Origin of the sequence: Nostoc sp., assembly GCF_036917235.1 — a bacterium.
Classification (GTDB): Bacteria; Cyanobacteriota; Cyanobacteriia; order Cyanobacteriales; family Nostocaceae; genus Nostoc.
Genome location: NZ_JBALDU010000058.1, coordinates 60919 through 74009 on the forward strand (window position 1 = coordinate 60919; position 13091 = coordinate 74009).

Genomic DNA, 13091 nt, shown 5'->3' on the forward strand with positions numbered 1-13091 from the left:
CACTTCCTCTCCCTTATTAAAAAAATTATTGCCCCAATAGTCATGCAAGCCATATCCGGTAATGAACCTGACTGTAGATTGAATAACTCACAACACATTATTCCTCAAAAACCTCAGCGCTTATCAGTTGACAACACGATTTTTTGACCGATAAAAGGGACGTTTAACTACAACTGCTGGATAAGCTTTGCCGCGAATTTCGACTTCTAGCTGCTGACCAACAGTTGCTAGCTGGGTGGGAACGTAGCCTAATGCAACAGGATAACCAAGTGTAGGTGACAGGGTGCCACTAGTAACTTCTCCCACAACTTTACCTGTGGATAACACTTGATAGCCATGACGGGCAATGTTGCGTCCTTGGGTTTGCAAACCTACCAATCGACGCTTCACTCCCTTGGATTTTTGCTCTGCTAAAACTTCCCGACCAATAAAATCGCCTTTGGTCTCTAAGTGAACTAGCCACCCTAAACCTGCTTCTAAAGGTGTGGTGGTGTCATCGATATCTTGTCCGTAAAGTGCCATCGCTGCTTCTAGGCGCAGAGTGTCTCTCGCACCGAGTCCACAGGGGATAACACCACTTTTATGGAGACTTCGCCACAATTCTACTCCCACATCCGGGTCTACCATCACCTCAAAGCCATCTTCTCCGGTGTAACCTGTGCGGGCCAAAAAGGCAGATTTACCTAGTAGAGTTGCTTCTAAATGTCCAAAGGCTTTGATTGGTTGTAAGTCTTCTTGCACTAATGGCTGGAGATATTTAGTTGCTTTTGGCCCTTGGACGGCAATTAAGACTTTATTTGGTGAAAGGTCTTGGAATTGCAACTTATTTAGGTCAAGGTGTTGTAATAGCCATGCTTTATCTTTACCAGAGGTTGCCGCATTGACTATGATGAATGCCTTTTGTGTACCACTGGTGTCTTCACCTTGATAATAAACAATGATGTCGTCAATAATTCCCGCTTGGGGATTTAACAATACGGTGTATTGTGCTTGACCAGCTTGCAAACGACTCAAGTCGGAAGGCACTAGTGGCTGGAGTTGGGAAATCAGGTTTTTACCTTGGAGGGTAAATTTGCCCATGTGGGAAATATCGAACATTCCGGCTGTATTTCTTACAGCCTCGTGTTCGCGGCTAATTCCACTAAATTGCACAGGCATTTCCCAGCCGCCAAAGCTGGTAAGGCGTGCTTTGAGTTCTACACCCAGTTGATATAAAGGGGTTCGCGCCAGAGATTGGGCGTTGTCTTCTTGATTAGCCACAGGTAATTATTGCGTAGATGCGGAGCAACTTGCCGTTAGGCATCGCACCTCAACATCTATCATCCTACGAGAGATTAGGGAAGAGGTGACAGGGAACAGGTGATAGGGAACAATCTCTACCCTGTAACCTGTACCCTATTCCCTTCTTCACTCCCTTGTCCCCTTCTGTAAGGTTTAATAGTTAATAGTAAAAGTGTTGAGATTTATTAAGAAGAGATTATGAAATATTGGCAACTGTTAGCTAGCTTTGTTTTAGCTATGGTTCTTTTTTTGTTTCCCCTATCGGCGCAAGCAGCAAGTTCTTCTAGTATTACCCGTTCTGTGGGTAATGATCAACTCAAGGGCAAGGATTACTCTGGTCAAAGTTTAATTGGTACTGAGTTTACCAATCTCAAATTAGAGAATGCTAATTTTAGCAATGCTGACTTACGTGGTGGGGTATTTAACGGTAGCGTATTGGAGGGAGTAAATCTGCATGGTGCTGATTTTAGTGAAGGCATAGCCTATCTAACAAGGTTTAAGGATGCTGATTTAAGTGATGCTGTGTTGACTGATGCGATGATGCTACGTTCTACTTTTGATGGCGTGGATGTCACCGGTACCGATTTTACGAATGCAATATTAGATGGGATACAAGTGAAAAAGCTTTGTGTTAAGGCAAGTGGTGTAAATTCTAAAACTGGTGTGGAAACTCGCAAATCTTTAGGATGTAAGTAGACTCTCACCCCCTCTTCATCAGCGAAGAAGAGGGGATATTATTTTAAACCGTTCGAGTACACAGAGAGCGATCGCTAGTGATATGCTTCTCTTAAAAAGCTGGCATAATTTGCCCGAACCGTCATAGTTGTCGGGTGACTTATACCTAAAGTCCGTTCACAAATTTTCAAAGCTTTCTCAAATAAGGGTTTGGCTTTCCTGTAGCGTCTTGTATAACGGTAAAGTGCTGCTAAATTGTTTAGGCTAATGGCGACATCGGGATGGTTATTTCCCAGTAGGCGTTTACTCAGTTCTAAAGCTTGCTGATACAAGGGTTCGGCTTGATTGTAGCGTCCTGTAGATTCGTAAAGTTGTGCTAAATTGTTCAGGCTGGTGGCAACATCGGCATGGTTATCTCCCAGCAGGTGTTTTCTCAGTTTTAATGCTTGCTTGAGCAAGGGTTCGGCTTCGCTGTAGCGTTTTGTATAACAGTACAATGCCGCCAAATTATTCAGACTCGTGGCAACATGGGGATGTTCTTCTCCCACTAGGCGTTTCCACAGTTCTAAAGCTTGCTGATACAAAGGTTCGGCTTCGTTATAGCGCCCTGTATATTCGTAGATTAATGCTAAATAGCTCAGACTAGTGGCGACATCGGTATTTTCTTCTCCTAGCAGGCGTTTTCTCAGTGCTAAAGCTTGTTCAAGCAAGGGTTCGGCTTCTCTGTAGCGTCCTGTAGTTTCGTAGAGTACTGCTAAATTGTTCAGACTAGTGGCGACATCAATATGTTCTAAACCAAGACGATTTTGAGTTAGTTCTACACACCGTTGCAACCAAGGTTCTGCTTGCTGATAAAGTCCTTGACTTTGGTAAAACCAGGCTAATTTGGTAAATAGAGTGATTAGATTTTTATCGCCTAGATATTCGCATAGGTAGGTTGCAACTTCTGTAATGTGCGGGATATGTGGAGTGAGGTTGAGAATATCTTCAGAGTTAAGCTGTTGCGGAATTAGCTTTGCTACCTCTAACATCATGGTCGCAAATTTAGTTTTTGCTTCATCCACCTCACTTGACTTATCCAACTTCATTCGGAAAAGTTGTCGAATCAGTGGATTTAGACGATAAATTCCTTTACTTTTCTGTTGTAGCAAATGCAATTCCAGTAAATCGGCTATGGCTTGCTCGTTGAGTTGTTGTTTTTTGTTATCTTCTATTGTCTCAACAGATAGGGGAATGTCAGCTAAAGCACACAAACTTAGCAAACAACTAAAGCTTTGAGCATTTTCATCCAACTGTTCCCAACTCAATTCAAAAGCTTCAATTATACCGTATTCATCAGGCATCAATGAGTTAGCATTGACTACTAGTTCATGTTCCACTCGTTTCTTCTCTAGCCGCTTCAGCAGTGTTTCCAGAGACAAATCTGGCATTTTATCCAGATATCGTCCCACTAACTCTAACGCTAAAGGCAAATATCCCAAAAATTTACAAATTCTTCTGGCAACCCAAGCTTCTTGTTGCAGTCGTTCTCGAACCACTAGCGATTTGAATAATTTCATCGCCGCCAATGGTTTGAGGACATCTAATTCGCTATTATATTTGGCGCTTAGGTAAGCTTGTAACTTTTCTAGTTTGTCTCGATTGTTGAAAGTCGCTAACTCAGGAGAATTCTGGGCAAACTTGTCATATACCTCACCCACCCGCTTTGTGAAAGCAGCAATATCAACGTTGAATTCGCTGGCAAGTTTAACTTTAGTTTTACCTAAGTTTTCTGTCTGAAAATATTTTGTAAAAGCTGCCGTTTGCTCTAGAGATAAGCGATTCGTAGCAGCTTCTTTGGCTAGAAAATTAGCCCATTGCATAAACAGCTTGTGATGTTTATTTTTATTCTAGCTTTGTCTCTATTGGTAAATATTCTCTCTTTGGGGTAAAAATACCATTTGGATAAAAATATTTTAAAGCAGTGGCTTGCCTTTGGGTATCGCCACTTGAGCCTCTGAAGTTCAAGTTTCGAGTTTTGTACTCAAAATGGCTATGCGATGTCTACAACGGGCTACGTCTATGCACTTTGTCACTTAGCATGAGAATCTAACCGCAGAGACGCAGAGGGCACGGAGGAAGAGAGAAGAGGGAGCAAAAGCTATTTGAAGGTAGAATTGATGGGCGATCGCTATTCTCGTGCTTGTTGTTTGAGCATATTGACCAAATTATCGGATAACCACAAACCAGCATCACGCAAAGCTTGAATTCCAGGAGATATGCTTGGGATTATTCCACGTCTTTTTGCTAATATCAGCAAGCCTCCTGTTCCGATAGTATTAATACCTAATGCTTGACTGCAACGCCGTGCTGCCCTATCGTCAACAATAGCGGCACAGTCTGAATTTTTTAGTGCCAAACTAAATACTTGTGATTCTCCCTTTCATAAATCCCAAGCTGCGATTTCAGGAACAATAGCATTAACTTCTACTGTTTGTATCCAATAAATACTGGGTAATTGTGTTGATGCGACATCATCTTTTGTTGTGACTTCTTCAAAAACACCTAAGGGAACTAAAACTTCTGTAAATAATTGTGGAAGTAATTCTGCTTGTTGACTTTTCAAAAGAACAATCAAAGGTGAAGAGTTAATAACTACACAATTAATCGACATTTGCCAGTTCCTCGGCTAACTCTTCGGCAGTATATTGGATAAAATCTACTTGGTAGCGTGATAAGGCATTAATAAATTCAGCACGAGTTAGCCCAGCAATCTCTGCTGCTTTGGCTTGTGAAATGTCACCTAACTCATACCATTTAACTGCGGCGGCAATTCGCATTTCTTGGATAAATTCATCAGGATTTTTACGAAGTGCTGAAAATACTGTTTCTGGTAATTGGATTGGTATTGTTCGCATAATTTTATCCTCAGTTTATCCTCAAATTTGGCATTTGGAATTTGAAACCGCAAAGCAATGTCTACGACGTGCTACGCCCACGCTCTATTCTTTACTGTACTTTGGTTATGAGGGGAAGATCGCTCCTAAACTTTAAACTACAACTGTTGTGTAGCACCAATTATTGCTTGCGGTTTGGTAGAGATTTATATAGGTGAAGGGTTATGGTGTGATTTTGTGAAAAAGGTGCGATCGCTAGCGTGAGATTTGAGATTTGCAATTGGGAATCGCCTAGTTGTCAAATTTTCGCTAATTTTTAAGATTAGTCATATTTTTGTCATAGCTTTGTCATCGTAACGTCAATGTAACGTGTTTAATTTCAAAAAGATGTATTGTAGCTGAATATTGATTTAAACAACAATTATTAACGGTTTTTTAGATGTCAATAATCACATATTCACTACTTACTATCTTCAAAAATACAATATACATTGATTGAGCGATGATGTTTTATTTATTTTTATCAACTGCTTCTTGCCCTAGTGATGTTGATTTAGGTTTTTTAGAATTGAGTTGGTTAAAAATAGTTTTTTTAGGAATTGTACAAGGGATTACTGAATTATTACCTATTAGTAGCACAGCACATTTACGAATTCTTCCTGGATTACTAGGATGGCAAGATCCAGGAAGTGCTTTTAGTGCAGCAATGCAGTTAGCAAGTATCGCAGCTGTAATTAGTTATTTTTGGCAAGATTTGAAGAAGTTAACAGGTGCAACGGTGAGGGCGATTTCTGAACAAGATTACAGCAATCAATATTTTCGTTTAGCAATTGGATTATTAATTGGTACAATTCCTATTGCTGTTGCAGGTCTTTTACTAAAAAAAAGTCTTAACGCTTGTAATTCTCCTTTCCGCGCTCTGATAGTCGTAGGAATATCATCAATTGTTATGTCTTTGTTGCTAGGAATTGCAGAAAGATTTGGCAAACGCGATCGCATTTTTAGCCAACTATCACTAAGTGACGGGATTTGGGTAGGAATTTCTCAAGCATTAGCTCTAATTCCAGGAGTTTCTCGTTCTGGTTCTACCTTAACCGCAGGATTATTCTTAGGAATGGAACGAGAAACTGCTGCTAGATTCTCTTTTTTACTGGGGTTGCCAGCTGTTATTCTAGCAGGAGCATTAGAACTGCATACGCTTTTTAAAGCTGGACTTGATTTCAACGGTTGGATAACTTTAGTTATTGGTTTAACTACAGCTAGTATTTCTGCTTTTGGCGCGATTTATAGTTTACTTCATTATTTAGAAAAATACAGCACTTGGGTATTTGTTTGGTATCGTTTGGCGATGGGAATATTCCTCGTAGTTAGCGTTGTTACTAACTTTTTACCCAACTGAGTCTTCAGGTATTCTTGAGTACCGAGTAACTATAGGACTCATATTTGATTTTTGATAATTTGTTCTCCCAAAGAATTAATTTCTGAAATTAGACCGTATCTAACGGTATCTAGCGGTTCCGGTGAGTACTATAGTCTGATATGACTGTAATTGTCCAAATAGGGGAGTACGAATAAATCCTGATGTTTTTTGAGTAGTTAAAATGGCTTCGGTTTGGACAGGAGTTGTTTCTCTATTCCCGATCGCTAGGTTGATAATTGGTAAAAGTAAGCTCAGTCTAACTATATTTCCTCCAAAATCAGGGTTTAGTGGTCTGCTAATAATTATCGTCACTAGCGTACCGATATCAGTAGCTAATGTCTGAATTTGATCGCCACTAAAATGTTCAGAAATGTTTTGAGTTCTGTAATCAAGCTGTGGAACTCCATTGAGAATTGAATACTTGATATGAGTATCTTTACCCTCAAGTTCAAATTCATTTGGTCGTTGCACAACAATTGCTTGTGCTGGCTTTGTGGATTTGGTTATCAAAAAAGAGAACAGTGATGTCGTGGTTAAGCCAGTCGCAAAAGTGAGAGCAGTTTTGAGAACTTGACGACGGGAGAATTTTGAGGATATGTCTTTAAGGCTCATAATCGCTAATCTAAACCATTTATAAAGATATATTTCTCTTTCTAGAAAGAGATTAAGATTGTGTTGCCTGATAATCAGAGCGCGACGATTAGAAATGCCGCTGCTACTAGCGCCATAAGCGCCCAAATACGATTCTAGATTGCCCAGTTAGCAAGGTAGCTAAACATAGGCTTGCACCATAGGTACTACCCGAATCGATTCTCGCTAATACATCGTTGAGCGAAACATTAAACACCATTATTAAATGTACCAGGAATATTAAAATTGTATATGAGAATGTCAATCGTAATCGAGGGCGATGCCTGCGGTGGTCACTGAGCTTGTTATACCACTTCCCTACGGGACGCTACGCGAACGTGGAAGCAAGCTACGCGCAGCGTCTCGTAGAGAAGTGCGGGCTATACTTACGCATGAAGGCGAATACTGACTCTGTATTAGGTAGAGTAGTATGCTTAAAGTCTTAGAAACCCAGGTTTTTGGTATGAAGCTTGGTCAAATTGCACTAATTAGTAGTTAGGCAACATCAAAGAGCAAAAATTATGCGTAGGCGTAGCCCGTCGTAGACATCGCACTTGAGCCTTTTAGCCTCAAAGTTGAGCCTCTGAACCTCGAAGTTGAGCCTTTGAGCCTCAATTTTGGTGTTTAGAACTCTAAACAGTTAGGCGATGTCTACGACGGGCTACGCCTACGCTCTATTCATTACTTTGGATATAAGGGGGCAACTGCACTTTGTCAATTAGGATAAAAATCGAACCGCAGAGGCGCAGAGGACGCAAAGAAAGAGATTAAGAGAGGGCGATCGCTATTTGAAGTTACAATTGATGGGCGATCGCTGCTAAAATTTGAACTACAACTGTTGTGTCGCATCAATTATTGGTTGCAGTTGGGTAGAGATTTTTACAAGTGAAGGGTTATGGTGTGATTTTGGGAGAAAGGGTGCGATCGTTAGGGTTATGCTTCTCTTAAAAACCTGGCATAATTTCCCCGAACCGTAATTGTATGGGGATGACCTACACCTAAAGTCTGCTCACAAATTGCTAAAGCTTGCTGAAATAGGGGTTCGCCTTCATTGAAGCGTCCTGTAGAACAGTAAAGTCCTGCTAGATTGTTCAGGCTAGTGGCAACATCGGGATGATTGTCTCCCAGTAGGCGTTTGTGGAGTTCTAAAGCTTGCTGATATAGAGGTTCGCCTTCATTGAAGCGTCCTGTAGAACAGTAAAGTGATGCTAAATTGTTCAAGCTATTAGCGATATCGGGATGGTTATCTCCCAGCAAGCGTTGTCTCAGTTCTAAAGCTTGCTGAAACAACGGTTCGGCTTCGCTGTAGCGTCCTGTAGATTTATAAAATGCTGCTAGATTGTTCAGGTTAATGGCAATATCGAGATGGTTGTCTCCTAGTAAGTGTTTTTTTAGTTCTAAAGCTTGCTGAAACAACAGTTCGGCTTCGCTGTAACGTTTTGTAGAACCGTAGAGTAATGCTAAATTGTTCAAGCTATTGGCTACATCGGGATGTTTTTCTCCCAGCAGGCGTTGTCTCATCTCTAAAGCTTGCAGATACAGGGGTTCGGCTTCGCTGTAACGTCCTGTATAACGGTAGAGTTCTGCTAGATTGTTCAAGCTAGTGGCGACAATAGGATGGTTGTTTCCCAGCAGGCATTTTGTCAGTTCTAAAGCCTGCTTATACAGGGGTTCGGCTTCGCTGTAGCGTCCTGTAGATTTATGAAGTGCTGCTAGATTGTTCAGGCTAGTAGCAATATCGGGATGTTCCGAACCCAGGCGATTTTCAGCAATTTTTACACACTGCCGCAACCAAGGTTCTGCTTGCTGATAAAGTCCTTGTCCTTGATAAAACCAGCCTAAGCCTGTGAACGGTCTGATTAAATCCCCATCGCTTAGATACTCGGATAAGTGGGTTGCAACTTCTGCAAGATGGGGAATATGTGAAGTGAAATTGAAAATATCTTCACGGTTAAGCTGTTGAGGAATTCGCTTTGCCACCTCTACCATCTGCGCTACAAAAGCAGTTTTCACCTCATCTGCATTACTTGACTCATCCAACTTCATTTGGAAAAATTGCCGAATCAGTGGATGTAGACGATAAATTCCTTTACTTTGCCATTGTATTAAATGTAGTTTCCGCAACTCAGCTATAGCTTTTTCCTTGAATTCTTGTTCTTCGTCATCTTCTATTGCCTCAACAGAAAAAGGAATATCATCTAAAGCATACAAACTCAGCCAACAGCCAAAGCTTTGTGCTTTTTCATCCAACTGTTCCCAACTCAATGCAAAAGCTTCTGCTACACCGTATTCATAACGCATCAATGGGTTAGCCTTGGCTATTGCTTCGTGTTCCAGTCGCTTTTTTTCTAGCCGCTTCAGCAGTATTTCCAGAGACAAATCTGGCATTGTATCCAGATATCGCCCCACCAACTCTAACGCCAAAGGCAAATATCCCAAGAATTTACAAATTTCTCTAGCAACCCAAGGTTCGCTTTTAAGCCGTTCTCTGTCAACCAGCAATTTTAATAATTTCATTGCCGCCAATGGTTTAAGAACACCCAAAGGTAATTGCGGCAAAGTTCTATCAAACCCCAGGCGCGTTGTCAGCAATATTTTAAACCGGGGTGATTCTGGAGGTAGATAAGGCTGAACCTGTTTTTTGTAGTCGGTGACATCATCAAACACCAGCAGCACTTCACCTTTTTCCCAATTCTGCCAGCAGTATCGAAGCCTATCTGCTAATTCCCAATCGTCCGGCGCAATGAGTTTAAATTTTAATTCCGCAAATCTGAGAATCTGAATTCCGACATCGATACCCTGTGCAGATAACCAGCAAACCCCACCTTGATAATTCTGCAAATCCTGTTTTGCGTATTGGATAGCGAGTTCAGTTTTGCCTACTCCACCCATACCCGTCACAGCTACAATCGTAACTTGCCGATATGTTTGTAATAGCTGGTGCAGATTTTGTAGTTCCGCCTCACGTCCCACAAATTTTTCAAATGGGACAGCAGGGGGAATATTTTGATGAATTTCTTTAATTGTTGGTTGGGCATCTTGCCCGCCATTATATTTCGCTGTGAGGCAAGCCCGTAACTTTTCCAGCTTACCGCGACTATTAGACGTGGCTAATTCAGGACAACTCTTGGCGAAGTTGTCATAAACCTCAGTCATCCGCTTTGCCAAAGCAGACTTAGTAATGTTTAGTTTGTTGGCAAGTTGTGTCTTATTCTTGCCTGAATTTTCAGTCTTCAAAGACTCTACAAAAGCTTCCGTTTGCTCTGAGGTTAAGGTATTGATGGCAGCTTCATTGGCTAAAAAATCAGCCCATTGCATAGACAGCTTGTGAGATTTCTTCTCGATTCTACTTAATTTCTACCTTCTCTCTACTTTGTCTCCATTTCTAGGGAATCTCCTCTTCTTCTGGCAAAAATACCATTTGCATAGAAACATTTAGAAGAGGTTTAGCCATGAAAACTGCCTTAACAACTCCTATCAACTCCAATCAAACCACCCAAACTTCGCAATTAATCCCCGCCTCGCCAACATCAGTAGAGAATCCATCTACCTGGATGCGAGATGGATATAGCCCTACTGAAATCATTCTCGCGGCGGCAATTTTAACTTCATTGTCGATTGGGGGAATTGCCTCTGTGATTGTGGCGATTACGGGTTTAGTTAAAACTTTAGTACCTGTAATGGTAAGCCCAACAAAGGAAAAAAAGAAGTAGTCAATTTAGAGCCAAGGCGAATGGAATTTGCGGCTACACAAACGAAGTCCGCCTGCGCGGACTAAGGGAAAATTGAAGCTTTAAAACCCACCTGCGTCGGTTTTGCCTGTGTAGACGCGGTTTCTAACCGCCGATTTAACTCACAATATCAGAAAACAAGAATTCTGCGTAGGCGTAGCCCGTCGTAGACATCGCCACTTGAACCTCTGAACCTCAAGGTTGAACCTTTTAACCTCAACGTTGAGCCTTTGAACCTCGAAGTTGAACCTTTTATCCTCAACGTTGCGCCTTTTATCCTCGAAGTTGCACCTTTTATCCTCAACGTTGCGCTTTTTATCCTCAACGTTGCACCTTTTATCTTCAACGTTGCGCTTTTTATCCTCAACGTTGAGCCTTTTATCCTCGAAGTTGCGCCTTTTATCCTCGAAGTTGAGCCTTTGAGCCTCGAAGTTGGGATTTACTACTCAAAACAGCCAGATAAATACTCTAGCCCTTCTGTCCCCTGCCTCCTAATACTAAGGTGATTGATTTAACACCCACTTCAACCACTGCCTAAAGGAACTTATAGTATTCAACTTTTGAACTCCAGGCGCACGCGCGGCGGCGAGTCCATCAACGGCGACTAATACGGCGTATTGCAAGCCCAAGAAACTATCAACTGCTGCATAAGGGCCACCTAAAGTAATCGCCCCAGCAGCATACATTTGACCTCTATCGCTACGCATTTCTACCAATTCAAAATTGTTCGCTACTGTCAATCGCCCCAGGTGATTCACTGGAAGATTGTAATGTTTCACCAAATCTGCTAGCAGAGGATTGGCATCTACCTTCGCATCTAGTCCAGTAGCATCAACAATAAAGTCAGCTAGCAATTTCATTTCCCCAAAGCTTTGCTCTCGGATACGGGTAATAGTCCGGTTTTGAGCATCTCGTTCCACATCCAGAACCTCACCGAAGGTAATTTGATACCAGCCTTCGCTTAACCCTTGAGCAGTAATTTGCTGCCAGTCGTGGCGGTCGGCGGTGGTAGTTCCACCCCAGTCTGCTAGTAAACGTTTGCGTTCATCGGGGGTGGCTTTTTCTAACATTGCCCGGAGTTCGCCGCCCCAACAGGCTTTCGGCCAGTTAAAGGGTTGAAATTCATAATGATTTTTGACTAGGCGCTGGGTATTTTGAAATTTGTTACCTTGGGGTTTAGGCGATCGCATTAAATGCAAAACTGCAATATTCCGATTTCGCTTTCTGGCTTCATAAATGCGCTGCACAATCCGCGAAGCCACAATTCCCCGCCCCCGAATCAATACCGTACCACCATGTTGCTCTAGTTGCTCATAAACATGATCGTGAGCTTCATAAGCATTCACGACAGATTTAAAGTCTTGATATTTTTCTCTATAAGCTTGCAAATCTGGGAGAAACTGAATTGCTGGATACCCAGTAGCTAAATGTAAATAACGAGTAACTAAAAAAGCATAATTTCCTGGACCGCGAGAATAGGCTACGCAATATCTACCGTCATCAGTTTTGCGAATTACCCTAACTCGCCCATACCGATAAATTTGATTCCAGCCAATGCGCTTCGCTTCTCGGTCTATGGAATCAAAGACATTACCCGCACGAGGAGTATAAGTTTCTGCAAATGTTGGTTCAGCAAATACTTGCCACAAATACTTGAATGCTGACTTTATCTCTCCCTTGGCTAAGTCTCTCCAAGCTTCACGCAAGGCATAACTAGGCCAACCCCAAATATTATCAGGACAAGAGTCAGAATTAGAACGCAGTCTTTCATATAAGGGAATTTGCGAATTCAGACAGAGGCGCTTGTAACGAGCATAAGGTTCTGCCTCTAATCCCAAAGCAACAATTTTGTCAGCACGCACGCCGCTAGTTCGCAGCAAATCAGCCCAAAAAAAGCTACCCAGCCCCGCCCCGATCGCTAGATAATCAGATTCATCTACTGGTAATCCCGTAGCATGAAGTGCTTGCACAGAAACCTTTTGTGCTTGAAATGCCAATGGCGGGAAATTACTTGCCAAAGGCGCTAGCGGCTGAACTACAGGCAAGCTGGGGTCTGGGTGATTGGTATTTGCGTTGAAGTGAATTGTTGAAGGGGGGCTGGTATCTGGTGCAGAGGCGTTAACACCAAATGTCACTGCAATCAGATATGGGCCAATTTGCAACGTATTGCCATTAACCAGAACACTGCGCGTTTGTGGTTGACCGTTGACATAGACACCGTTAACGCTACCTTGGTCAATCACTACCAAATGGTCTTGTTCCCAGTCAATTAGGGCATGGTAGCGAGAAACTTCGTTACTGTTAAGTAGCATCCGAGAAACTCGCATTCCCCTATGTTCAGCAGGTAAACGAGCGAATTCTCGACCAAAAGCGATCGGCATATTTAACAGTGGTTCTCGCCGTTCACCCGTCGCTGGTTCGTCCCAACTCAATTGGATTTGTAAGTCATTTGTCATTGGTCATTTGTCATTTGTCATT

Annotated in this window: 12 protein-coding genes; 4 read left to right on the forward strand and 8 right to left on the reverse strand. The window is 42.1% G+C overall.

Translation table 11 applies throughout. From position 1 onward, the window contains the following. Positions 1–123: 123 nt before the first annotated feature. Entirely contained in the window at positions 124–1260 is a 1137-nt protein-coding gene (gene gcvT, locus V7K44_RS17695) for a glycine cleavage system aminomethyltransferase GcvT (protein ID WP_334933236.1), read from the reverse strand. A gap of 219 nt (positions 1261–1479) precedes the next feature. Between gcvT and V7K44_RS17700 the strand changes: the two genes are divergently transcribed. Then, positions 1480–1977 (forward strand): pentapeptide repeat-containing protein, encoded by a 498-nt coding sequence (locus V7K44_RS17700; protein WP_334933237.1) that lies wholly within the window; start codon positions 1480–1482, stop codon positions 1975–1977. Positions 1978–2051: 74 nt separating this feature from the next. On the opposite strand, the gene V7K44_RS17705 is transcribed toward V7K44_RS17700, so the two are convergent. The 4 genes from V7K44_RS17705 to V7K44_RS17720 form a co-directional block, all read right to left on the reverse strand. Continuing rightward, a complete protein-coding gene (locus V7K44_RS17705) occupies positions 2052–3818 on the reverse strand; it encodes a tetratricopeptide repeat protein (protein ID WP_334933238.1) in 1767 nt (588 codons plus the stop codon). Positions 3819–4126: 308 nt separating this feature from the next. Then, positions 4127–4354 carry a DUF3368 domain-containing protein gene (locus tag V7K44_RS17710; protein WP_334933239.1) on the reverse strand — a complete coding sequence of 76 codons (228 nt, stop codon included), beginning with the start codon at positions 4352–4354 and terminating at the stop codon, positions 4127–4129. 24 nt (positions 4355–4378) lie between these two features. Beyond that, entirely contained in the window at positions 4379–4609 is a 231-nt protein-coding gene (locus V7K44_RS17715; RefSeq protein WP_334933240.1) for a hypothetical protein, read from the reverse strand. Next, positions 4599–4853 (reverse strand): UPF0175 family protein, encoded by a 255-nt coding sequence (locus tag V7K44_RS17720; RefSeq protein WP_334933241.1) that lies wholly within the window; start codon positions 4851–4853, stop codon positions 4599–4601. The genes V7K44_RS17715 and V7K44_RS17720 overlap by 11 nt, the downstream gene beginning before the upstream one ends. Positions 4854–5334: 481 nt before the next feature. Here V7K44_RS17720 and V7K44_RS17725 point away from each other — a divergent pair, with 481 nt between their 5' ends. Then, positions 5335–6231, forward strand: coding sequence for an undecaprenyl-diphosphate phosphatase (locus V7K44_RS17725; RefSeq protein ID WP_334933242.1), 897 nt, complete (start codon positions 5335–5337; stop codon positions 6229–6231). Positions 6232–6330: 99 nt separating this feature from the next. On the opposite strand, the gene V7K44_RS17730 is transcribed toward V7K44_RS17725, so the two are convergent. Together V7K44_RS17730 and V7K44_RS17735 are read right to left on the reverse strand one after the other, a co-directional pair. Then, on the reverse strand, positions 6331–6864 hold the full coding sequence (locus tag V7K44_RS17730) for a hypothetical protein (protein WP_334933243.1): 534 nt from the start codon (positions 6862–6864) through the stop codon (positions 6331–6333). Positions 6865–7815: 951 nt separating this feature from the next. Then, positions 7816–10200 (reverse strand): tetratricopeptide repeat protein, encoded by a 2385-nt coding sequence (locus tag V7K44_RS17735; RefSeq protein WP_334933244.1) that lies wholly within the window; start codon positions 10198–10200, stop codon positions 7816–7818. Between the two features lie 134 nt (positions 10201–10334). Between V7K44_RS17735 and V7K44_RS17740 the strand changes: the two genes are divergently transcribed. Further along, positions 10335–10595, forward strand: a complete 261-nt coding sequence (locus tag V7K44_RS17740) for a hypothetical protein (RefSeq protein WP_334933245.1) — start codon at positions 10335–10337, stop codon at positions 10593–10595. Between the two features lie 248 nt (positions 10596–10843). Continuing rightward, positions 10844–11119 (forward strand): hypothetical protein, encoded by a 276-nt coding sequence (locus V7K44_RS17745; protein WP_334933246.1) that lies wholly within the window; start codon positions 10844–10846, stop codon positions 11117–11119. On the opposite strand, the gene V7K44_RS17750 is transcribed toward V7K44_RS17745, so the two are convergent. Next, positions 11111–13069: an FHA domain-containing protein gene (locus tag V7K44_RS17750; RefSeq protein ID WP_334933247.1), complete on the reverse strand. Its 1959-nt coding sequence runs from the start codon at positions 13067–13069 to the stop codon at positions 11111–11113. The two genes, V7K44_RS17745 and V7K44_RS17750, sit on opposite strands and share 9 nt — an antisense overlap. Positions 13070–13091: the final 22 nt, after the last annotated feature.

What these genes read in the sequence shown, in the direction of transcription:
- V7K44_RS17700 (WP_334933237.1), top strand. Translation starts at nt 1,480, where the DNA reads ATGAAATATTGGCAACTGTTAGCTAGCTTTGTTTTAGCTATGGTTCTT.
- V7K44_RS17705 (WP_334933238.1), bottom strand. Translation starts at nt 3,818, where the DNA reads ATGCAATGGGCTAATTTTCTAGCCAAAGAAGCTGCTACGAATCGCTTA.
- V7K44_RS17715 (WP_334933240.1), bottom strand. Translation starts at nt 4,609, where the DNA reads ATGTCGATTAATTGTGTAGTTATTAACTCTTCACCTTTGATTGTTCTT.
- V7K44_RS17720 (WP_334933241.1), bottom strand. Translation starts at nt 4,853, where the DNA reads ATGCGAACAATACCAATCCAATTACCAGAAACAGTATTTTCAGCACTT.
- V7K44_RS17725 (WP_334933242.1), top strand. Translation starts at nt 5,335, where the DNA reads ATGATGTTTTATTTATTTTTATCAACTGCTTCTTGCCCTAGTGATGTT.
- V7K44_RS17730 (WP_334933243.1), bottom strand. Translation starts at nt 6,864, where the DNA reads ATGAGCCTTAAAGACATATCCTCAAAATTCTCCCGTCGTCAAGTTCTC.
- V7K44_RS17735 (WP_334933244.1), bottom strand. Translation starts at nt 10,200, where the DNA reads ATGCAATGGGCTGATTTTTTAGCCAATGAAGCTGCCATCAATACCTTA.
- V7K44_RS17740 (WP_334933245.1), top strand. Translation starts at nt 10,335, where the DNA reads ATGAAAACTGCCTTAACAACTCCTATCAACTCCAATCAAACCACCCAA.
- V7K44_RS17750 (WP_334933247.1), bottom strand. Translation starts at nt 13,069, where the DNA reads ATGACAAATGACTTACAAATCCAATTGAGTTGGGACGAACCAGCGACG.